Annotated in this window: 20 protein-coding genes; 10 read left to right on the top strand and 10 right to left on the bottom strand. The window is 50.8% G+C overall.

Features of this window, described 5'->3' with window-relative positions:
• Nucleotides 1–42: 42 nt before the first annotated feature.
• From EKK48_15610 to EKK48_15590, 5 genes are all read left to right on the top strand, one after another.
• Nucleotides 43–1023: a hypothetical protein gene (locus EKK48_15610; protein ID RTL40686.1), complete on the top strand. Its 981-nt coding sequence runs from the start codon at nucleotides 43–45 to the stop codon at nucleotides 1021–1023.
• A gap of 27 nt (nucleotides 1024–1050) precedes the next feature.
• Nucleotides 1051–2040 (top strand): ATP-binding cassette domain-containing protein, encoded by a 990-nt coding sequence (locus EKK48_15605; protein ID RTL40685.1) that lies wholly within the window; start codon nucleotides 1051–1053, stop codon nucleotides 2038–2040.
• The gene (locus EKK48_15600) at nucleotides 2033–2842 is read left to right on the top strand and encodes an ABC transporter permease (GenBank protein ID RTL40684.1); all 810 of its coding nucleotides are present in this window, start codon (nucleotides 2033–2035) and stop codon (nucleotides 2840–2842) included. Before EKK48_15605 ends, EKK48_15600 begins: the two co-directional genes overlap by 8 nt.
• The gene (locus EKK48_15595) at nucleotides 2843–3637 is read left to right on the top strand and encodes a hypothetical protein (protein RTL40683.1); all 795 of its coding nucleotides are present in this window, start codon (nucleotides 2843–2845) and stop codon (nucleotides 3635–3637) included.
• A gap of 99 nt (nucleotides 3638–3736) precedes the next feature.
• Entirely contained in the window at nucleotides 3737–5347 is a 1611-nt protein-coding gene (locus tag EKK48_15590) for a hypothetical protein (protein ID RTL40682.1), read from the top strand.
• Between the two features lie 28 nt (nucleotides 5348–5375).
• Here the strand turns inward: EKK48_15590 and EKK48_15585 are convergent, their stop codons facing one another.
• Nucleotides 5376–5711, bottom strand: a complete 336-nt coding sequence (locus EKK48_15585; GenBank protein RTL40681.1) for a hypothetical protein — start codon at nucleotides 5709–5711, stop codon at nucleotides 5376–5378.
• A gap of 71 nt (nucleotides 5712–5782) precedes the next feature.
• Between EKK48_15585 and EKK48_15580 the strand changes: the two genes are divergently transcribed.
• Nucleotides 5783–6589, top strand: coding sequence for a hypothetical protein (locus EKK48_15580; GenBank protein ID RTL40680.1), 807 nt, complete (start codon nucleotides 5783–5785; stop codon nucleotides 6587–6589).
• Here EKK48_15580 and EKK48_15575 read toward each other — a convergent pair.
• The 4 genes from EKK48_15575 to EKK48_15560 all read right to left on the bottom strand — a co-directional run bounded on the left by EKK48_15575 (nucleotide 6582) and on the right by EKK48_15560 (nucleotide 11777).
• Nucleotides 6582–8123: a tetratricopeptide repeat protein gene (locus EKK48_15575; GenBank protein RTL40679.1), complete on the bottom strand. Its 1542-nt coding sequence runs from the start codon at nucleotides 8121–8123 to the stop codon at nucleotides 6582–6584. The two genes, EKK48_15580 and EKK48_15575, sit on opposite strands and share 8 nt — an antisense overlap.
• A gap of 35 nt (nucleotides 8124–8158) precedes the next feature.
• Entirely contained in the window at nucleotides 8159–10324 is a 2166-nt protein-coding gene (locus tag EKK48_15570) for a PAS domain S-box protein (GenBank protein RTL40678.1), read from the bottom strand.
• A 142-nt stretch (nucleotides 10325–10466) separates the two neighbouring features.
• Entirely contained in the window at nucleotides 10467–11138 is a 672-nt protein-coding gene (locus tag EKK48_15565) for a response regulator transcription factor (GenBank protein ID RTL40677.1), read from the bottom strand.
• Nucleotides 11139–11153: 15 nt separating this feature from the next.
• Nucleotides 11154–11777: a LemA family protein gene (locus tag EKK48_15560; GenBank protein RTL40676.1), complete on the bottom strand. Its 624-nt coding sequence runs from the start codon at nucleotides 11775–11777 to the stop codon at nucleotides 11154–11156.
• Nucleotides 11778–11857: 80 nt separating this feature from the next.
• On the opposite strand from EKK48_15560, the gene EKK48_15555 reads away from it, so the two are divergent.
• Nucleotides 11858–13717, top strand: a complete 1860-nt coding sequence (locus EKK48_15555; GenBank protein RTL40675.1) for a DUF2207 domain-containing protein — start codon at nucleotides 11858–11860, stop codon at nucleotides 13715–13717.
• Nucleotides 13718–13801: 84 nt separating this feature from the next.
• Here the strand turns inward: EKK48_15555 and EKK48_15550 are convergent, their stop codons facing one another.
• Nucleotides 13802–14134, bottom strand: a complete 333-nt coding sequence (locus EKK48_15550; GenBank protein ID RTL40674.1) for a hypothetical protein — start codon at nucleotides 14132–14134, stop codon at nucleotides 13802–13804.
• Between the two features lie 246 nt (nucleotides 14135–14380).
• Between EKK48_15550 and EKK48_15545 the strand changes: the two genes are divergently transcribed.
• Together EKK48_15545 and EKK48_15540 are read left to right on the top strand one after the other, a co-directional pair.
• Nucleotides 14381–15505: a tetratricopeptide repeat protein gene (locus tag EKK48_15545; GenBank protein RTL40673.1), complete on the top strand. Its 1125-nt coding sequence runs from the start codon at nucleotides 14381–14383 to the stop codon at nucleotides 15503–15505.
• Nucleotides 15506–16229: 724 nt separating this feature from the next.
• Nucleotides 16230–16430 (top strand): hypothetical protein, encoded by a 201-nt coding sequence (locus EKK48_15540; GenBank protein ID RTL40672.1) that lies wholly within the window; start codon nucleotides 16230–16232, stop codon nucleotides 16428–16430.
• A gap of 27 nt (nucleotides 16431–16457) precedes the next feature.
• Here the strand turns inward: EKK48_15540 and EKK48_15535 are convergent, their stop codons facing one another.
• From EKK48_15535 to EKK48_15520, 4 genes are all read right to left on the bottom strand, one after another.
• Nucleotides 16458–17720 carry a PAS domain S-box protein gene (locus EKK48_15535; protein ID RTL40671.1) on the bottom strand — a complete coding sequence of 421 codons (1263 nt, stop codon included), beginning with the start codon at nucleotides 17718–17720 and terminating at the stop codon, nucleotides 16458–16460.
• Between the two features lie 2 nt (nucleotides 17721–17722).
• Nucleotides 17723–19030 (bottom strand): PAS domain S-box protein, encoded by a 1308-nt coding sequence (locus EKK48_15530; protein RTL40670.1) that lies wholly within the window; start codon nucleotides 19028–19030, stop codon nucleotides 17723–17725.
• A gap of 268 nt (nucleotides 19031–19298) precedes the next feature.
• Nucleotides 19299–19538, bottom strand: a complete 240-nt coding sequence (locus tag EKK48_15525; GenBank protein ID RTL40669.1) for a hypothetical protein — start codon at nucleotides 19536–19538, stop codon at nucleotides 19299–19301.
• 119 nt (nucleotides 19539–19657) lie between these two features.
• Nucleotides 19658–20197: a hypothetical protein gene (locus EKK48_15520; GenBank protein ID RTL40668.1), complete on the bottom strand. Its 540-nt coding sequence runs from the start codon at nucleotides 20195–20197 to the stop codon at nucleotides 19658–19660.
• 186 nt (nucleotides 20198–20383) lie between these two features.
• On the opposite strand from EKK48_15520, the gene EKK48_15515 reads away from it, so the two are divergent.
• A complete protein-coding gene (locus tag EKK48_15515) occupies nucleotides 20384–21874 on the top strand; it encodes a hypothetical protein (protein ID RTL40667.1) in 1491 nt (496 codons plus the stop codon).

Here is a 21874-nt window from a genome sequence, read left to right as displayed (position 1 = left end):
CTGGCTTTAGGAAGCGCCTGGGCTTAAATTTGTGACCAGTCTATGCTCAAATTGAGACCCCGAAAATCAATTGAATTTTTACTGCTAACAGTACTGCTGCTAGCCTTCTCTCCATCAGCATTTGCCTCCGACTTCATTAAAGATGGTATGGCCGAGTACGCGGCCGGCAACTATGCTGAAGCCTCCGGGCATTTTGCTGGTGCTCTTTCCACTGAATTCAACAATGCCACTTTGCACTACTATCTGGGCAGTTGCTATGCGCATATGAAGCAAAAAGAAACCGCCGTAAGAGAATTTAGAATCGCCTATGCGCTTGAACCAGAGAAATTGGTCGGGCGATTTGCCAAACAGGCACTTGAGCTGTACGGATACGACTCAGGTGGACCGATGGAGAAGAGGACCGACCCTCTTGCCGGTTCAGGTCCCGGTCCGCTCGGTCAGGGAGTGTCTGGCGTTGGCCCATTACCTGGCGTTGCCGGCGGAACGCCTGCGATCTCTGTCGGAGGACCGCAGCTGCCAGCCGGGCAACCAAATATGGTGACTGATGCGCCTAAAATGAAATCACTTCTGGAAAAGCAAGCAGAGGAACTGGCAATATTGCGCGGCGAGCAGAGTCGCCTGGCTGGTGAAGAGGCCGCCAGGCACGGCGATGAACTGGTTCGCAAAAGAACCAATGATTTGCTGGATGCCAACCGCTATACGACCCGTTGGGGGCGTATTGTTCAACCCCGTTTGAGTGGGGACGATAGCAAGAGCATCGACAATTTGAAGAAATTATACGAATCGCAGAAATCTTCCTACATCGAGAACGGAGCCAGGCAGAGCATCGAAATCAAAAATACGGCGAATTCACTAAGAGAGCAGATGAATGAGCAGCAGCGCGCTGGAAAGGTACATTTGTCACCAAATGGCACCAATCTTTACGTGCGCACCTATGAGACGACTCCCACGCAACCTCCGGCACAATCTCAAGTAAAATCTTCAGGAAAGACATCTCCGGTTCCAAGCGGAACCGAAAAGTAATATTCAAGCGACGAAGTTTTATTAGTTTTGTCAGACGCAGCAGTGATCATTGAAAACTTGCGCAAGACCTTTGACTTGCATACAGGCAAGGGTCTGAAGCGCACTACAACAGAAGTTGTAGCAGTCGATGATATATCGCTTTCCATTCCTGCCGGGCAGTCTGTTGCTTTCATCGGTCCAAATGGCGCCGGTAAATCGACTACCATCAAAATTCTCACCGGTATTTTGCGACCCACCACAGGTAGTGCCAGCGTGTTGGGACTGGTACCCTGGACTGAGCGCAAAAAGCTGGTAAGGCAAATTGGCGCGGTTTTCGGACAGCGCTCGCAGTTGTGGTATCACCTGCCTCCCAGAGATACTTTTGAGCTTTTGGGGAAGATTTACGAGTTGCCTTATAACGACTTTAAAAGTCGTCGTGACATGTTGATAGAGCGATTCGGCATTGGCGCTTTCCTTGATACTCAAGTGCGTAAATTGTCTCTAGGTCAGAGGATGCGCGCCGAAATCGCCGCCAGTTTATTGCATCATCCGCGCGTTTTGTTCCTGGATGAACCGACTATTGGCTTAGATGTGATGGCTCGTCAGGAGTTGCGAGACTTGATCCGTGAATGGAATAAGCAAGAGGGGATAACCGTCTTTCTAACCAGCCATGATGCTGGAGACATTGAATATGTAGCCAGACGCGTCATTGTCGTCAACCATGGCAGGGTGGTGCTCGACGATAAGGTTTCTTCGATGCGCCGTCAGTATTTGGGGGCTAAAGTGCTGTCGGTCAAATATCACGACCACCCAGGCTCATTGGAATTTCCCGGCGCTACCATCGTTAAATCCAGTCAGTATGCGGTTCGACTGGAAGTGGACACGCAGGTCACTGCTATTGAGGCTGTGATCGAACACATTCTCAAAGCTGGTGCAGTCGCTGATATCACCATCGAAGATCCGCCCCTTGAAGAAGTGATTGCCCATATCTACAGTCAGCCGCCCCAGGCTTCTACTGGTGAAGAAGACAATGACTGACAGTTTTGCAGCTCCGGCAAAATATTGGTGGATTGCGCGCACATCAGCAAAATCGAATCTCGCTTATTTAGCAGAAATAGGCAGCCGTGTTTTTTTCCTTGGCGTAATTCTCTATATCTTTTTGCGCTTATGGCAAGTAACCTACGGTGAGACTGGCTCTCAGACCCTGGGCGGGCTTACTCTGCCTCAGATGCTCTGGTATCTTGCCGTCACTGAATCGATAATTCTTTCCGGACCTCGCGTAGCGCAAAGTGTCGATCAAGATGTGCGCACTGGCGCCATCTCAATTCACTTTATTCGACCGCTGTCCTATCCTCTCTACTGTCTCTTCAATACTTTAGGTGAGCGGGCTGTGCGCTTTTGCGTCAATATGTTCGTGGGGGCGCTGATATCAATTATCTTTGTCGGCTTCGTGCCAATCAATCCGCTCGGATTCTTTTGTTTTCTGACGGTGTTGCCTCTGGCATTCATCGTCGATTTCCTTGGCAATTTTCTCATTGGTCTGGCTGCGTTCTGGCTTGAAGACACGAACGGACTGGTTTTGATCTACTCCCGTCTGACCATGATACTTGGTGGCATGCTCATACCGCTTGAACTGTTTCCCGACAGCTGGCAAGCCACTCTCAAGCTTTTGCCATTTTCTACCATCGTCTATGGACCGGCTCGCCTTTTTGTTGCACCAGATTGGAGTTTCTATCAGGATGTTTTACTGCGTCAGGTGATCGCTTGTTTCGTATTTGCCTGCGCCGTGGCTCTCGTGTTTCGTATTGCCTCTCGCCGTGTCTTTGCTAATGGAGGCTGAATGCGCGCCCTTTTGAACTATCTGAAACTGGCTGTCGCCTACACGCGATTGAATCTCGATGCGCAGCTTGAGTATCGCGGTGCATTTTTCTCTCAAGTTGTAGCCATGTTCGTCAACAACATAATCTGGGTTTGGTTCTGGGTTTTGTTCTTCGGTCGATTCAAAGTTTTGCGAGGCTGGGACATCAACGACGTCGTCACATTGTGGTGCATAGCTGCATCCGGTTTCGGGCTGGCGCATACTATCTGTGGGAACGCCTTGCATTTGCCGGTGCTCATCGCCAGAGGCCAGCTCGATGTCTGGATGCTTTATCCTCGAGCCTTGCTGCCTCATATTTTGCTCGGTCGTATGAGTGCCACCGCCTGGGGTGACGCCATTTTCGGCTATGTCGTCTATCTGATTTTCGTCAAACCAGATCTGCCGCACTTCATTCTCTTTTCTGCATTGACTGTTTCAATTGCATTTCTGTTTATCGGCTTCAGTATCTTCACTGGCAGCTTGACCTTTTTTCTTGGCAATTCAGAGTCTCTGGCAGAGCAGTGGCGTTACGCCATGATCACGTTCAGTACTTATCCGGCCACGCTCTTTGAAGGCGCCGTCAAGATTTTGCTTTATACATTGATTCCCGCGGTTTTTGTCAGCTATTACCCGATTATCGCCCTGCGTCAGATGTCGATGTCAAATGCGCTGATTGCCGTTGCAGGTGCGGCGGCGGTGCTGGCCGTGGCGGTCTTTGTTTTTTACTACGGGCTGCGTCGTTACGAGTCTGGAAATTTGATGGAGATGCGTGGCTGAGCTTTTCGGGGATTTTCGCATAATCCCATGTGGTCGATTATGATTGTTGGCTGGGTAGATATTTAGCAGTGAAGTTTCGAGCTTTTCAAGTGATTGCAAATGTACAAACCTAAAAAACACATCCGTCTTGACGCCGTGCGCGGGTTGCCGAAGATAAGCAGTATGCGCGCGCTTTTGACGGAAGCTCGAAAGCAAAAGGGCTGTACCGTTGAGCTGCCCTGGAAGTCGCTTAAAACCGAATTTCACTACAGCATGACAGTGCGCGTCGAATTCGGCGGTGGTGAGCCAATCTGGACCCTCTATGAAGGTGATGGCAATAACTCGCGGGTCATGTGGAGTTCGCCTTTTGAAGACCTGGACTTGCTTTACGACGTTGTTTGCCTGTCTTTGCCTGCCGACGTGAACACTCAAATAGGCAGTGAAGAGTTCATTATCGAACATAAGAAGCCGAGTATGGACTTTGACGACGGTTTTCCTATGCCCCCAAGACCGGGCGCAGAAGAGGAGCCGTTCTTTTTCAAGCCTTCTGATGAATTTGAGTACGCGACCAAAAAGCCAGCCGAGTCGGCACCAGCATCACGCCCGGCTGCACAGGCTCAGCCGGCGCCGGAAGCTACTCCGGCTGCCCCCGCAGCTGCTCCGGAAGCTGCACCGGCTCCGCAGCCCACACCTGCCACACCGCCGCAACCGGGCGCACCCGCACCCTATCCTCAGGCGCCTTACCCGGGCTATCCGCCTCAGGGGTACCCACCCGGCTATGGTTATCCTCCCGGCTACGCTCCACCGCCTTACCCTTATCCGCCTCAGGGCTACGGATACCCTGCCTATCCGCCTGGCTACGTGCCGCCGGTCTATATAGATCCGCGCACTCAGCAGCCTTACCCGGCACCATACCCGTATCCACCTTATCCGCAGCCTGCGCAGACTGTACCCGTGCAACCCGGTGTGCTTCCCCAGCAGTCGCCGCCGAGTAATTTGCCCCCGCCCGTGCCGATTGATAATGACCTGATTAAGAAACGCCCCAACGTACTGCTGGGCAACTTTCTGGTTGAAGCCGGCCTGATACCGGATTCGACACTTAATTCCGCCTTGCAATTGCAAGAGATGGTGCGCACTGGCGCTCTGACAACGGCAAAAGCAGCCGAAGCGGTGCGGCGTGCTCACAATCGCGGCGGTGCGCTTGACCCTAATGTTTTTTCTGCCAGCCCGCCCAGAGATGATATGCGCGATGCGCGGGCAGTGGCTCCGCCGCTTGGACAGATCTTAGTCGAGGCCGGCTTGATCAGCATCGCTGTTCTCAAAGCTGCCTTGAATTTGCAAGAAGTGGTTCGCAATGGCGCCATGACTAAAGACGATGCTGTGCAGGGCTTTATTCGAGAGCACTTTGGCAAAACCGGCAAACACGGCACCAGTGAACCTCCTGAGGCTGTCAAAGCTATCGATCTGGTCAAAAAAGCTGGACTCCTGCAGGAGCAAGACTTTCAGGCGGCAGTGACGGTGAAGCTCAAACACGGCGGGGAAGTCTCGAAAATTCTGGCAGCCGCAGGAAAGCTTGATACTAATACATTCGAAGCCGCCCTCAAATGTAATGAGTTGATGGCTCAAGAGCGTCTTAAGATGGAACAGGCGATGATTGCGCTGCACTATTGCCAGCGCAGCAGAGCCAGTTTTGATGATGCAGTGGAAGAGCTTGGTTGGGAGAAGCCTTAGCGCCGCGGCACCAAAAATGGTGTCAGCGTTATTCTTCCATGCGATAGCTCTGGTTCATGAATGCGAAAGGCCAGGGCAGCGGTTCGTGCCAGAGAATGGTTTGACCCTCTTCGGTTTTGCCGACAGCAGCGACCAGTTTGTATAATTTGCCGTCGTCAGACTCTTCCAGCCAGATTGCCTTGCCTCGTTTCATCGCCTCAGCATGCCCAAGAAGCCAGGCTTTAAGGGCGAATAACTCATCTTGCTGCAAATAGATCGAGTCTGAGAGAGTCTGATCCAGATGGCGACGCAAGAGCCCCAGCAACGTGAGAGCATCGTTGTCTGGTCCGTACTTCGTACCGTTGATATTTATTTCGTTGAGCACAATATTCTCATTATTTTTGCAGCATTCTAGCAGATTTTGGGCTACTCTAAAGCTGTTCCGTGAGTGTGTAAATGACTGAGTCTTTTGTATTTCTAGGCGTCGGCAATGTGGCGCTGCATCTGGCAAGGCTGCTTTCCCGGCGTTGCACTATATATGGTACTACTCGTTCCGTCGAGCGCGTTTCTGTGCTCGAATCGGCAGGCATTGAGCCAGTCGTCGTTGACAGTAAACCTCCTGCGGCAAGCCTTTTCGAGAATGCCAACGTTCTGGTTTCGTTTCCGCCCGATGGCGCAACTGATCTGTCCTGGTCTGAACGTTGCCTTAAGGCTCGAAGAATTATCTACATATCTTCCACAGGCGTATATGGAAAAACGTCTGGTGTGATCGACGAAAGTTCGCCTGTCGATGCAAGCGAACCGTCGGCAGCGCGGCGTCTTAAGGCTGAAGAGGTGTGGCGCAACAAGGGCGCCATCATTCTTCGTTGCCCCGGACTTTATGCCGCAGAATCTGGTATGCATTTGAGAATCAATCAAGTCAAGATTCCTGGTGACGGTTCGCGGTATGTATCGCGCATTCATCTCGACGATCTGGCGCGCATTATCGAGGCGTGTTTTGCAAGAGAAAGTCTCGAGCTGTCTACTTATGTAGTTGGCGATTTGCAGCCGTCCACTCACCTGGAGACGATCACCTGGCTCTGCCAGGCAATGGGCGCTGAATTGCCTGATTTTGCTCCAATCGACCAGGTGACGCCGACTCTGCGTGGTAATCGGCAAGTCGATTCTTCTCGATTGCTGAAAGAGCTTTCAATTACGTTGCAATATCCAACCTACAAGGAAGGCTACAGAGAAATACTTTCGCATTCTGCCAGACTCAGTTGATTCGACGTTTTCTTAGTTGAAAAGGCAGCTGCACTGTCGTGTTTCCTACTCGCACAGTGAGAAGAACACTTTCGCAACGTGGGTGAATATAGAAGAGTTCGCCGGTTCTAGACTCGAACGGTTCCAGTGAAACAGGCACCAGCCCTGTCATTTTGACTGTGTTGGAATTGACCAGTCCGCTGTCTAGCTTGCTTTCCATTTGATACTGAACTCGTTCAGGCGATGCTTGTGATTCCAGTCGCCCTGGCATCACGCGCGGTATCGCTCCCCAGTCGCCGTAGACGCCGAAAATGTTCGGACCCCTGAAAAGATCGTGTCCCTGCTGCGGCACCAGACCCCTGACGCTTCTCGTTTTTTGAATGTTGGCGAGCCAGGGGCGGTTCATGGTTAAGTCCCACATCACGCGTTCTCTGCGAATTCTGTCGATGCTGTTCGGGTCGACGAAAGTGAGAGGATGACGCATGGTGTCATTTTGATTGAGACTGAGTTGCTCGAGGTTGACTTTGTCGAGACCGAGCACGACTCGCTCGTCATTGGTGTTGGTGATGGAAATAAGCACACCCATTAATTCCCATAAGTCGATGATCGTAGCCGCCACTCTGACGCCATTTATGTTTATGTAGCGCAGGGGAAAGTCGTAGTCGGGTATCTCCAGCGCTCGCGGTGAGCCAGCCTCCCATTTGTAGAGTACTGCCCCTTTCAAGCTGGCCGGCTGGTCGAACGCTACTGCACCATCTGTAATGGCATAGGATTTTTCGAACAATTGTTCTGCTTCTTTCTTCTGTCCACGGCTCTGGCGGTACTGCGCTGCTGTTCTGAGCGCGTCGGCATAGTCGAGCTGCCTGGGACCGGGAGCCTTTTCCAGGAAGCGAAGCCCTCTGGTGAGATAGGGTTCAGCCTCATCGGGATAATTTTGTTTTCCGAGAATGACTGCCATGAGCACATAACTCTGACCGACATCGTGGTGTGTGGCGCCGAGCGCTTTGCGCCGGGCGACAATTGCTTGCTTGCAGATTGTCGCTGCTTTCTCATAATTGCCGTGCATATAGTTGACCAGAGCCAGACCGTGAGCCGCCTTTCCAAAGCTTTCGCTTTCCTCCCCGCCTTTGCGAGCTGCCTGATATGCCCAGCTGTAAAGCTTTTCGGCTTCGTCGTATTTTTCCAGCGCGCAGTAGACATCAGCCAGAGCTGTGCGGGCGAGAATTAATCGCTGGTCACCGGTTGAGCCTGATGAGCCCTTTTTAGCGTCTTTTACTGCAGCCAAAAGCTTTTGCTCTGCTTCTGCGTACATGCGATTCTGAACCGCTTTTAAACCGGAGTTGTACTCCCTCGTCCACGTGTCAGTAACAGGCAGTTCGACGTTCTCGCTGAATTTCTTTTCCGGCTCGATTCTCTCGGAGGGTGGTCCAATCGCCGCTACGTCGCCACTTTCTGCAGAAGCTGCCTGTAAGAGCAGTCCTGATAAGCATCCGACCAGAATTAGCGATTGCCTGGCTTTGAATAACATGAACGAGCATCTGAGACGATACGTCATTTTAGCCTAAGAGGCTCAAATTTGCGAGGTTGTGCTTACTTCAGGGGCAGTCGGAACCAGAACGTGCTGCCTTTGCCTTCTTCGCTTTCGACGCCGATTGAACCGTTTAGTTGCTCGACAATTGCTTTTGAGATGGCTAATCCCAGACCGGTGCCGCCCTTTTGCCGCCAGTCAGACGAGTTGACTTGCTGGAACTTCTCGAAGATCAATGCCTTGTACTGTTCCGGAATTCCTTTGCCATGATCTTTGACGCGCACCTCGAGCCACTCTTCCTGGGTAACTGTGCTCACTTCGATTGTGCCCCCACTGGGTGAATATTTGATGGCGTTGGAAAGTAAGTTGACGATCACTTGCACAATTCTGTCACCGTCAGCGGTGACAATGGCATCGCTGTCGGATACGCTTATTGTGATATTCTCCTTGTCGGCTAGCGCCTTTACGGCATCGACCGAACGATCGATGAGTGGCTTAATAGGGATTTCTTCTATCTCCATACTCAAACGTCCTGCCTCGGTTCTGTCGATTTCCAGCAGATCGTTGATCAGTCTGATCAGGCGATTGACGTTGCGTTCGGCCACGGTCACCTTCTCCTGACCGGTCGCGTTCAACTCGCCATAGATTCCCTCGGGCAGCATCTCCAGAAAGCCGAGCACCGAATTAAGTGGACTGCGCAGCTCGTGACTGACCATGGAAATGAACTCTTGTTTCAATTGTTCTACTACGTGGCGCTCGGTCACATCCATAACCAGTACAAGATATCTTTTCCCTTCCAGTGTTTCGAATTCGTTCATTGAAAGTTCGATTGGCAGTGATTCTTTGTAGACTGAAGGCACGGTCATTTCATAGGCATGATTTCTGGTTTTTTGAATTAAATCGGCTGTAAACTCTGCCTCTGTCACCGTGTCTGGTTTGCCGAATAGTGAGCCAATGTACTTGCCTTGCAGTTTATCCTGGGTCAGTCCGAACATGCGCTCTACGCTCGGGTTATTCAACTCCATGCGCCCGTTGTTATCGATAATAATCAAGCCTATCGGCATACTCTCGACAATCAGCCTGATACGCGCTTCCGCTAAGCGCAACAAATTCTCCGCTCGTTTCCGCTCTGTGATGTCGTGAGCAACGCAGAAGTAGAGCTTTTCTTCTTTAGACCAGTGAACACTCCAGAGTACGTCGATAATGGTGCCACCATATTTAGTGACATGACTTTCAAATTGAGCATCACCGTGTTGTGTAGCCGTTAATTTATCCAGTATCGCATCTGCTTCGTCAGGCGGTAGCAGGAAGCGAACGTTATGCCCGCGCAAATCTTCTGATTCATATCCAAAAACCTGCAGTGAGGCCGGACTGACTTTTTCCAGCGAACCTCTTTCGTCAACCGAGAAAATTACATCAACCGCGTTTTCTACAACGGCCCGTTCTTTACGCGCTGACTCTTCCAATATTTTTGCCATGGCGTTGAACATCTCGTCCAGTTTGGCGATTTCGTCGGTGCCTGAGAGCGGGGGATGCAGCGGCTGCCCTGTAGCTAACCTGATCGAATTGTCTACGAGTATAGAGAGCCTATGTGTGGTGCCCCTGTAGAAGAAGAGCGATAGCAGCGAGGCGATTAAGATGTTGACAAATGTGGCCAGCATCAACACCATTTTTACTGTCGTTCGCCGTGCCGACCAGTTTTCAGTGCCGGCGTCCTCGAGCTGGTCTTCCAGGTCATTTATTGTCTGTAGCTGATTTTCCAATTCTGCAATTTGAGGACGCAGCAAATTGAATTGCCTGACTGCAACCAGATAATTATCGGTACTGATGTCTTTGCGCACACGACGAAAGTCCTGGACGATTTTTGTCGCCAGGTCTCTCATCTGTTGAATGTTTTTCAACTCTTGAGGGTCGTCTTGCGATAGTCTCTCCAGTGCTTCGAATTCTGCTGGTACGGCATCTGAAACGTGCTTGTAACGAACCTCCGGGCCGCTCACGTCGCTTCCCCGTCTGATGCCATAAATGGCTAACCCGCCGGCGTCAGCCAGAATAATGCGGGAAATTTTGGCCAGGTGTCGCTTTTTCTCTTTGTAAATCGACTCTTGTACGCGTTCTTTTTCCGCCTGGTCCAGTTGACCGTTGAGGACGTAGATGAACCCGAGCTGAAACAGTAGTGGAATCACTACCAGGATGAGGCCCTTTTGCGATAAGTTCAAGTTGGAGAACATCGGGTGCAAACACAACGCTAGTTATGTTTCTCTTTCCCTGTTTACGGCGGCGTCATTCGCGGCAGAGGCGTTGCCTTGTGCGCACTGACCGGTAACCTTTACGCTTCCGCCCTGGGTCGTTCTTATTATCAGCCGCTGCCGATCAAGAAACGAGCTTGTAGCCAACGCCATGCAGCGTCTGGATGAGCGATTCCTGGTCTTCATTGTCTATCTTCCGACGCAAGCGCTTCAGGCAGGTGCGCACGGTCTCCGGAGAGACGTTCGACTCTGATTTCCAGACTCGGTCGAGCAACGCATCAGCGCTAAAAACCTGGTTCGGATGTCGCATCAGGAATTCCAACAAAGCAAACTCTTTGGGCAGCAGTGAAATATCAGCACCACCTTTGGTGACGCGGAAAGTGGCTGGTTCCAGGCAGATATCTCGGGCCGTCAGGATGTTTCCCGTGACACTGCCGGGACGGCGCAGCAGCGCTCGCAACCTGGCCGAGAGTTCTTTCATGTGGAATGGTTTGGTTAAATAGTCGTCTGCGCCTGCATCCAGTCCGATTTCTTTTTCCGAGATTGCACCTTTGCCCGTGAGCATCAAGACGGGTGTTTGACCTCCACCGGCGCGGTAGTTACGGAGCACATCTACGCCTTCCATCTTCGGCAATTGCCAGTCGAGAATGATTACGTCGAATTGATAAGACTTGAGCATACTGACTGCGTCTTCACCGTCATGCACGACTTCCACCAGGTGGTGCTCGAACTTGAGCCAGTCAATGACCATTCCGGCCAGATCGCGATCGTCTTCAACTAAGAGAATTTTTGCCATTCCAGTGCCGCGCCGTCAGGTGCTCTTTTCCTCTTCGGTTTGTTTCAAGGTAATTGTATGTGAATTTTCGGCTTGTTTGTTGCCGCCGAAATTGATAGCCGGAGCATCGAAGGCTGCTGGGTCTTCTATGCCGAAGTACGGTTGGGCGCGGAATCCGAAGCTAGTTGCAACCAGTACGGTAGGAAAAGATTCGACCGCGGCATTCAGCTCTCTCACATTGGCGTTGTAGAAGCGACGTGCCTGTGAAATTCTTGTTTCGGTCTCGGTCAATTCTCTTTGCAGCTGATTGAAATTATCGTTTGCTTTTAGTTCAGGATAGGCTTCGCTCAGGGCGACGAGCTTGGTCAACGCTCCAGTCAGTGCCATGTTGGCAGCATTCTGTGCGTCAGGCATGCCGACTGTAGATACGGCCGAATTGCGTGCGCGTATAACTTCTTCTAGAGTGCTTTTCTCGTGAGTCGCGTAACCTTTTACTGTTTCAACCAGATTTGGTATCAGGTCATATCGACGTCTCAGTTCGGTCTCAATTGCTGACCAGCTTTCTCGAACATTTTGGCGCAGCATGACCATATGGTTGTAATTGCCAATCATCCAGAATGCAAGAAGAACAATGATTCCGAGTACTATCCACAGCCACATATGCCAGACCGCCTTAGAGGTGCGTTCCGATTATACCCGAATGTAGCTATAATAGCCGTCACGGGCTCGATTGGATTGTCATGAACCCAATGCGAAAATTCTTTTCTAGATCTTTTTGCCAGACTCTGGTACTTGCCGGTGCCATTTTTGGTATCACATGCGCTTTTGCAGATGCAAAAGTTGCGACGTCTGATTTGCGTCATCAGTCGGTTAAGGCGCCTGCTACGAAGGTGCCAACAGCGAAAATGATCAGCTTTGATGCAGATATTGCCTTGTCGAAGCATGGGGTACTCGACATCACTGAGACGATCGATATGGACTATGCCAACCAACCAAGACACGGCATTTTCCGATTTATTCCCGTGAAATTTCATCGCGCCTTAGGTACTTACACTACGTTCATTCGCGTCTTGTCTGTGGCAGATGAAAAAGGAGTGCCTTATCATTTTCAAAAAACCGATGCGGGAAGCGACGTTACTATCAAAATCGGTGATGCCGGCACGCTAATAAGCGGGCGTCATGTCTATAAAGTTCATTATCAAGTAGCCAGGGCTGTCAATTTTTTCGGCAATGAGCCCGAACTCTATTGGAACGTCACTGGCGATCAGTCGCAATATGCCATCGATTCAGCCTCGGCGACGATACATTTGCCTATGACCAGTCTGTCGGGAATTCGAACGGAAGCTTTCGTCGGACCGCCAGGTTCCACTAAGACTGTTCCCGTGAGCGAGTCGAACAATGTCGTAACAGTCAGGTCTCCGGCTAAGTTGCCACCAGGTCAGGGCTTGACTTTTGCCATTCGTATGCCCGCCGGTACTGTGACACCACCGAAGGTGTCGCAAGAGATTATTTGGTTTGCGCAGGATTGGTGGGAAGCCTTTGTTTTGCCGTTGGCAACGGCAGTAATGCTCTGGATTTACTGGTTGTTCTTCGGAAGAGATAGAGGCGGCTCGAAAGCAATTGGCGTCGAGTGGGAGCCTCCTAAAGATCTGACTCCGGCTGAAGTTGGAACTTTGATTGATGAACAGTGCGATATGTCCGACATTACCTCGACTCTCATCGATCTGGCGGCTCGAGGTTTCATGAAGATCGAGCGCATTCCGTACGACGGAATCATGATGATGTCCAAATCAGATTATCGTTTCACTGAACTGAAACCGCCCCCTGATGCCATTCCATTGAAGCTGCATGAGTCATTGATGCTGAACGCAGTCTTTGGTTATGTCTCTCGAGAGAGTTCTTTATCTCGACTGGTGGGCAAGTTTTACGCCAACATTCCGGAAATTCGCAGTGCTGTATACGACTCGCTACTGGCCAAGAAATACTTCGCACGAGATCCAAATACCGATCGCAGCACCTTCGTTACCTTCGGCATCACGGTAGTTGTCGTGGGCGTATTCTTCGTTATCCTCGGCGGCAATGATCTGCGCGCATCTTCCGTTGGCTTTCTGCTTTCCGGTATCGTCCTGGCTGCTTCTGCCCGAGCCATGCCCTCTCGCACTGCTGCTGGAGTCAAGGCTCTAAATCAGTGTCAGGCTTTTCAACGTTTTGTTCAGAAGGCTGAAAAGAAGCGACTCGAAGTTTTAGCGAAGGAAGATCCTACAATCTTCGGCAGACTGTTGCCTTATGCAATGGTGCTGGGCTGCGCCGAACAATGGTCGAAAGCCTTTAAGGATCTGGCTACGACTCCACCTGACTGGTACGTTGGCACTGGTGACGTAGAGTGGACTACTTACTCGTTTCTGCAGGAGCTTGATAATTCATTGTTTACGATGTCGCGTGCTTTGACATCTGAGCCGGCTCCGTCTGTGCCCAGTTACTCGAGTGGACAGTCGGACGGATGGGGCGGTGGCGACTCTGCCGGCGGCGGCTTCAGCGGCTTCGATGGAGGCGGCTTTTCTGGCGGTGGATTCGGAGGCGGTGGAGTTGATTCCTGGTAGAACCACAACTGCCACCGCCACTAAATGTAGTATCGGATTTTCGGCCCTGTGATCATTGAACTGTTCTAAGAGCCGGTGATACGATTATTTTGCTACTCGCTTCTCCAGGCGATATTTCTGTATTTTAAGTGAAACATCGTTCAAGCTCTTCTCGATCTTGCCCTGGTCTTTGATGCTCAATTTGCCTAAGTTCTTTGCTTTCATTTTCTTGATTCGTTCATCGATTTTCGTCAATGAATCGTTCAACCCGTCATATTCTTTTTTAGTCAATTCGTTGGCTTTCATGCCCTGACTGACTTCTTTTCTCAGGCGGACTTGTCTTTCATAGATTGTCCAACCAGCCTGCGCAGGCTGCTGAAGTGCTGAAATACTTACCAACAGCCCGAGGACTGCTGCAAAAATTGATGTACGTTTCATTGAATTTCCCTTCACCTTTAGAAGTGCCGAACAGTTGCGTTTTCTCGACGGAAAGCGGGCGGTAACTGTTGCAGTATGACAAAGCTAACTGCCCGGTTCAAGCAAGTTCGATTTTTGTAAAATGGTCTGTACTGTTCAGGAATTTAGCCCTCCGGCAGGGTACATACTAGGCAGCAACTCTCAAGATCAGGCGCCAGGATCTTTTGCAACTCATCCTAATTTTTTAGAGCCGCGAGTGTTAGATTAATGAACTATCGAATGTATCTAGCGCTTTCTTTCTTTCTGCTTGCAACCCTGAGTGCAGGAACAGCCAGGGCCGATGATGCTGCTGATCCCAGAATCAGCAAAGCTGAGCAGCTGTTGCTCGGCAAGATTTCAGCAGACCAGTCCCTTGAAACTCGCCTCGATACGATCGAGATGAGCCTTTACGGAAAGACGAAGCATGGATCGGTTTCTAAGCGTCTTGATGCTATCTCGGACTTTCTTGGCGTAAAGTCTGATGATTCTGCGGCGCCTGAAGATTCGAAGGAGTCAGTGAGCAAAGATGTTGCGCCGCATGATGCTTCGATGAATGAAGTAAGTAAGGCTGTAGAGCCGAAACGTGAGGCGACAGAATCTGCGCCGAAAGGTGTCGCTGGCTCATCGAACGACAGCTATTTGAAAACCGCGTCCAAAACAGAAGCACCATCGAAAAGTTCGCAAGCTCGGGATTTGCTGCGCGAAGGTATGCGGCAGTTTTCAAACGGTCGGTATAACGACGCTGAGGAGACGTTTCGCCGGGTCCTCACCGTCGATCCTCGCAATGCTGATGCTTTCTACAATCTGGGATCGCTGGCTGAACGCCGACGCGATTATGTCGTTGCTTTGACGAACTATCGCGCTGCGCTGAATTTCAATCCCACCGACAAAGATTACATCACTGCTGTCGACGCCATGGAGCACCAGTTATCAGCTTCACCGGCTTCATCTGCGGCGCCCCTTCATGCGACGAAAACTGCTACTGTTGGTCATTTCAGGGTGCCTGTAGATGCTGCAACTGCCGGCGCTCCTCTGGTAGACGTGGGCTCACCAATCAGCGGCGGAGTGAACGGTCAGCCTTTTCAACTGAGTGGTACCAAAAACGATTTGATCATGAATACAACGCAGTTCACTAATAACTACGCCCCGACAATGTCGGTCAGCCAGCCGTTTGCCGGAAGGATGTCAGTGAATCAGCAAGGTCCGCCGCCAACCATGGGTGTAGCACAGCAGCCGCCCAAAAATGGCAGCGGGTTTGGCAAGGTCCTCAATGTCGGAATGCGCGCAGCGCTTTACTCGTCAGGATTGCACTGCCCGATTTGTCGGATGATGGGCGGCGGCTTTCATTTTTAGAGTATTGGGATGAGCATGAAAGACTGGCAGCTTATCCGCTTGTTGATATACCGGAGGGCTTTTCCCGGCGCCACCATAAAGAGCTCTTGTGGTGCGCTGATAGCTATTGTTTTTTCTCTGCTGTGGGTGCCATTGGCCTTTGCTGAAGAGAGTGCGGATTGCTTTCGCATTCCCAGACCAGACGCGCATGGAACGCAAAATCTATCCGATCGACAGACAAACGACCGTCTCCTTGGAGATCTGATATATGCCGGTATGCGCACGCCGACGTTTCGCAGTTCCTTTGAGAGATGGCGGCAGAACTACTGCTGTCCATATATCTGCAATATGGTTCTGTGTCATGGTACCTGCGCCGACTTTGCTGAGCATTGCCCCAGTTTCTCAGAGTCCGGCCGAGTTATCCGTCTTGATTCGCCCGGCTGCTTTTCACCTGGAAACGAGACCGAGCATCTAATCCCTCCCCAGCCTCTAGACCATGCCCAGGGCAGCATCTCAAGAATTCCTCAGTGCTGCAAATAATTCTAAAATTTCGAAAAAAATCTTGATTGGCATCTGGAAACATCTGGACTTTTCGATAGTCTATTTAATTAGATTCAACGCAGTTGTTACTCGTTGAATTGAACTTAGTAGTCGCGGCGTCAATCGATCGACTGCCGTTGAAATACTTTCCGTCGTTGGGGAACCGCGCTAAATCTGCGCGCATCGACTCTAGAGGTAGAAGGGAATGACTTATCTCGCCAAGGAAAAATCGAATTTCGGAGCAATATTTATGGCTCTCAGTGTGGTCGCGGCCATAGGTTTCGGCTTGATGTACTTCATGTTTGGAAAGACTGTCGCCAGTGAAGGCGGGTCTGAAGTCAGTCCATCTGCGCCGCCCGCCAATGTGCAAACAATGTCTTCAAAGCAATTGCACACGCATGTCTAAACACAGTCGTGCCTGGTAGACCCGGTCTTACTTAGTACCTTCAATTTCTGTCCAGGTGGCGAACCACTTAATCACTTCACCGTCCGTACCTCGTAAGGCTACTGCCCGGGCGAGGTGGGAGCGATAGGCGTGGTTTTTCATCGTCTTCACACCTACTGCGCGGCGCAATCTGAATTCGATTTCGTGGCTGTCTCCGGTTGCAAGAGAGCGGTTCCATTCAGCCATGTACTTATCAAGATCGTCAGGGTGAATCAGTAATTGCCAGCCATTGTTCTGGCTCTGTGCCAGCGACAATCCGGTGTATTCAAACCATCTGTCATTGAAAAAATCGATCTCGCCGGCTGCATCTGCTGTGAACACTATCTGTGGTATCGCATCGGCGAGCATGCGATATCTCATTTCGCTCTCTTTGATTTCTTCTGCGGCTCGTTTTTTATCGTCAATATCTGTGCTTGTGCCGAACCAGATTTTTTCTCCGGTTCGCGGATCAGTTATTGTCTGAGCTCGCACCAGGTGCCACACGTATGAACCATTTGCAGCACGATATCTGATTTCCATGTTGAAAGTTGTGTCGGTGCGAAATGCTCGTTCCGCTTCTTCCAGGCAAAGTCGTCTATCGTCAGGATGAAGCACGGAAAGCCATTTCCGTTCGTGATCTTCAGTTGAGAGTCCAGTGAAGTCAAACCATCTTTGATTTGCGTAGGCGATTTTTCCGGATGGATCGCACATCCAGACGATGTGCGGTATCGCTTCAGCCAATAAACGAAATTGGTTCTCGCTCTCCCTTAGCTGTCGCTCCAATTTTTCCATTTCAGTCAGGTCGAAGACGACTGTGAAGCAGTCTGTTGCTTCGCTGTTGATGGCGGTCACTTGCACCAGCGCTGGAATTCTGGTGCCGTCGCTGCGAATGTATTCTTTTCGGTAGAACGGTGTTCGTCCTGTGGTGCGCAGCTGGACTATCGCTTTATCATCCATGTGCAGATATTCGGGAGGGGTGAAATCAGTCCACTTCACTCGGCCCGAATACAGTTCATCTTTGCTGTAGCCCAGCAACTTCACGGTTGCGTCGTTTGCTTCAGTTATATTTCCGTATATATCTGCCCGATGGATTGCCACGATGTTGGAGTCAACGAAGCGCCGCAGCCGATCCAGATCGGTAAAATCTTTAAAGCCGGTGCTTTTCAGTTTTCTTTGCAGCTTGGCGCGCTCAACCCGCGTTTCCAATTCAAAAATCTTCGCCCGCAGCAAAAGCAGTTCGGAGGATCTTGCCGATGTGTCGCTGGCCGTCATGGCTATTCGTTCGTCCCTTGATGTTCGATCTCAGTCCACGTGGCGAACCATTTAGTTACTTGCCCATTTTTGCCCCTTAAGGCAACAGCGCGGCCCAAATGCCGTCTGTATTGATTCTTTGAGCCGTTCTTTACCCCAACGGCTCGACGCAGTCTGAAATTTACCTCGTAGGTGTCGCCTGTTTCGATGGCGTTCTCCCATTCTTTGACATACAGCGGCAGGTCGTCCGGGTGGATCAAAAGCTTCCAACCGTCATCCAGGCTTTGCTCAATGGTCAGACCGGTATATTCAAACCAGCGGTTATTGAAGAAGTCGATTTGCCCGCTCGCGTCGGCCGTCCAGACAATTTGTGGAATGGCGTCAGCCAGTGTGCGAAAGCGGACTTCGCTGGCTCTTATCTCTTCTTCGGCTCGTTTCTGATCGTCTATGTCGGTGAGAGTGCCGAACCACTTCGCAATGCTGCCGTCTTCAGCAATGAGAGGATAAGCTCGTTGCATCGCCCATGCGAAAGTGCCGTCTTTTCGTTTGTATCTCGATTCAATTTCGACGACGCTTTTGTTGGCCTGGGCAACGTCCCAGTGCTCTTGCACGCGCTGAACGTCGTCTGGGTGGCATAGTTCGTGCCACGTTTTCTCAAATCCTCGTGTTGGTTGAAAACCGGTCAGTTCGCCCCAACGCTTGTTGAAATAGTCTGTTGTGCCGTCTGCACCGACTGTGAACACCATTTGCGGGATAGATTCCGCCAGTAACCTGAATTGCGCTTCGGTCAACTTGAGCTCGGCTTCTTTGCGCTTCTGCTCCGACATGTCGACAAACAGACAGAAGCAGTCTTCTCCGTTTGGGTCAGCGCCGCCAACAGCCAGCATCACCGGCACTTTGTGCCCGTCTTTATGGACAAGTTCTTTTTCATAAGGTGCGGCATTGCCTGTTTGCAAAATCTGCTCTTTAGCCAGTTCGTCGTGTGGTATCCACTCCGGTGGAGTGATTTCTGTCCACTGCAAGGCACCCGACAGGGCTTCCTCTCTGGTGTATCCGAGCATGTCAGTGAAGGCCTGGTTCACATCCAGTATGGCGCCGGCCAGGCTGGCGCGGATTATAGCGATGGAGTCGGCGGCGAGGAAACGTTCCAGACTGCTGCGATACTCTGTGCCTATGTTGCTTTCAGTGGATGCAGGTGCATATTCGATGTCGCTTTCCAGCATACGGAGCTCGTTTTCGAGTTCCGCAATACGCTGTTCAAGCTGCTCTTTCAGGTCTGGCCGCTCGTGTTGCAACATTATTCTCTTCCCTATGATCTGAATATAACTCATCTCCGTGGCAACAGCGTGTCATTTTCAACAATTATCAAGAGGTTGGAGGTTGGCGAGGAGCCTGGCAATTTATGCGCAAAATACTCCAAGTACTGCGTGGCACGGCATTTCTTATCCGTCTGGGCTATGGCTTATAAATATTAAAGAGCCCCTGAAAGCCTGGTGAAGGTTTGCACCTGTGGCAATCAGAGACTCGTTGTCTTCCAGAGACTCGTTGTTCTGGAGTTGTTCTTCTGTTCTAAGTTTCTACTGCTATGCCCTTACTTGTTCACGCAGCCTGCGGACGTTCGGGCTTCCAATTAGTCGGACAGACCCCGTCGGCACATACGTCCGCCAGCAATTCGTCTTGCTCCCGGGGCACAGACTCAAAGTCGTGCATCAGGCTCGAATTATCCACCAATTCGTTGTCCAGAAGCTCAGAAGTGTTCCCCACGTCTGCATATTCGGCACCATATTTGATACCGGCAGAAGCGCCCACGCAAAAATTGACCGAATCCAGTTCGCTCATCTTCCCATCCTCACTTACAAGAGTATTGACGGTTGGCAGGAGCTCATGTTCCGCAAGGCGCGGCGATCCTCCCCAACTGTAGTCAGGGAGGCAGTTTCGCGCTTTATTAAACGGTGAATTTACTGGTTGTTCAAGGCTGGATCTTTGCGTTCGATGACAGTTGCTTTTTCAACAGTCGTATCCTGGCGTTGAATCACAGTCGGTTCGATAACCTTTTTTTCTACGACCGTCTTTTGAGCAACGGCAACACTTTTCGGCTTAGCTGCTACGCAAGCACGGCGGTGGTGTCGTACACGGTGCGCGACCTTGCGCCGCGGGGCACTGCGGAAGGTGCTTCTCGCAACTGCGGTAGCCTCGGTTTTGACTGTCTGGCTCGTGCCCGTGTGCTCAGTCATAGTGGTAGTTGTTTCGCTCGAAGGCAACATGACGTGCTCATGTCGTTCTTGAATAATCGGCGCGACCGATTTCTCTACATTGCCGTTGGCATCGGTAGTCTCTTTTGTCTGCACAACCGTGGGCTTCATGTAACTGTCCAGCACTACTGGCGGTCCTTCGGTCTTGACTGTTGTTGTGCTGACGGCGTCGTCGGCAAAACAAAGAGGTTGCAGTGCGACAGTCAAAGCTATGGCCAGGCATCCTTTCAAACTATTGGCGTTCATTTCCCATTCCTCCATTCACCTTTGCTGCGACGGAAACCACTGCTACTCGGTTCCAAACGGGTGGTTGTCAATGGGAATAATCGTTATCGGTCGCCGGAAACTTTCTATTAATCTCGCAGATTTCGGCATAGTAAGTGTGCAGTTGGGGAACAAATCTATCAGCGACGATTTAAGAGGGAATAGGTCATGAATCTTTTTATTGACAGCCGATCGGCGACATTCAGCTACTCTCCGGATAGTTTTGAAAACCTGATCGACCGTCTTGAGCGGCTCGGCTATGAACCACTGATGCGGAAAGCAGCGCAAAATTTTTCGCAGGCTTTTGGTGGCAACGGTGACGAAGCGCTCTCAGGAGAGGATGACGAACTCGAAGATCTGGAGAAGGAATGTGAGTTCGGTCGGCGCAAACTCATGAGCCTCGAAAAGTTGGGATATGATTTCGGTCTCGAGAGCCACAAAGGCACCACAAAAACGCCCGAGATTCGAGGCGAAGTGTTTTTCAGTGAAGATGGAGCCGGACTGCTGTTCGTTACCATGGTTGACTACTACACTAAAGGCACAGAACAGAAGCCTACTCCAGACACCGTCAGCAGGCTGCGCATCGGATTCATCGGCGACCCCGATGAGACAGGAAGTTTACTTGAATTCTCTGATGCGGTGGCAAAAGCTTTCGAAGAGAAAAATGTAGATATTGTCTGGACGAACGATGTTGTGCAGAGCAAGCAGTTCAACGATATTGTTGGGGCTCACGATGAGTCGTATCATTTAGCTTCCAAGATTGGCGAGAAAGACCTGAAAGCAGCCAAGGCTCTCGAAAATGCTGCCATCCGCGATACCGCTCAGCTGGTGCGCCGCTCGGGTGTAATCCTGGCTAAGGAGTTGCTCAAGCAGAAGGCCGAGAACGCAAGCGAGTTGATCAAATATGTCGATCAGCTATTGCAAGCCGATCTGGTTCATCAAGAATATGTAGTCATGTGCTCCAAAACCGGTGCACACGTAAACAGGGTGGAAAGCCGCGAAACTATTGAGCAAATGGGCGCGCTCGGTGTTTTGTGCTCGTGCGGAAAAAATATCGCTTCTGAGCCCATCGAAGGTCTGCTGGCTGCCGATGAGTCCTTACAGAGTATGCTGGACAGCAACTATTGGATGACCGCTACTGTTGTCAGGCTACTCAATAGTCTGGGCGTAACGTCAGATCGGATAATTTTGCACACCGAGGAAGGTTCTGATCACGTCGAATTTATTGTAGATATAGACGGCACGCTTGTTCTCTTCGAACTCAAAGATAGTGAATATGGTTTGAGTGATGCCTATTCTCTCGGCACGAGAATAGCTTTGCAGAGACCGAAGTTGGCATTTGTGGTCTCTACTGCCGGCGTATCGCAAGAAGTAAAAGATCACTTCAAGCGTGTGAAACCGGAAGCTCAAATTGTATATGTAGCCAATCTTCTGCAACTCGAATCAACTGTTCGTAAGGTTGTGGAAGGGATGCGCATGATGCGAGCCAAGACCTGGATGAATTGCTTTCAATCCTTCATCTCATTCTCTATGCCGGCAATTCTTATGCCAAAATTGAAGAATGACCGATTTGAGATACCGCATGTGGTGACATCAGTGCAGTCGGTCGCTACCGAACCTGAAAATACGGTAGCTGCTCCAAGCACAGCGGCACGTTGA

This window comes from Candidatus Melainabacteria bacterium (assembly GCA_003963305.1).
Classification (GTDB): Bacteria; Cyanobacteriota; Vampirovibrionia; order Obscuribacterales; family Obscuribacteraceae; genus PALSA-1081.
This window is presented reverse-complemented; position numbering and strand designations above follow the sequence as displayed.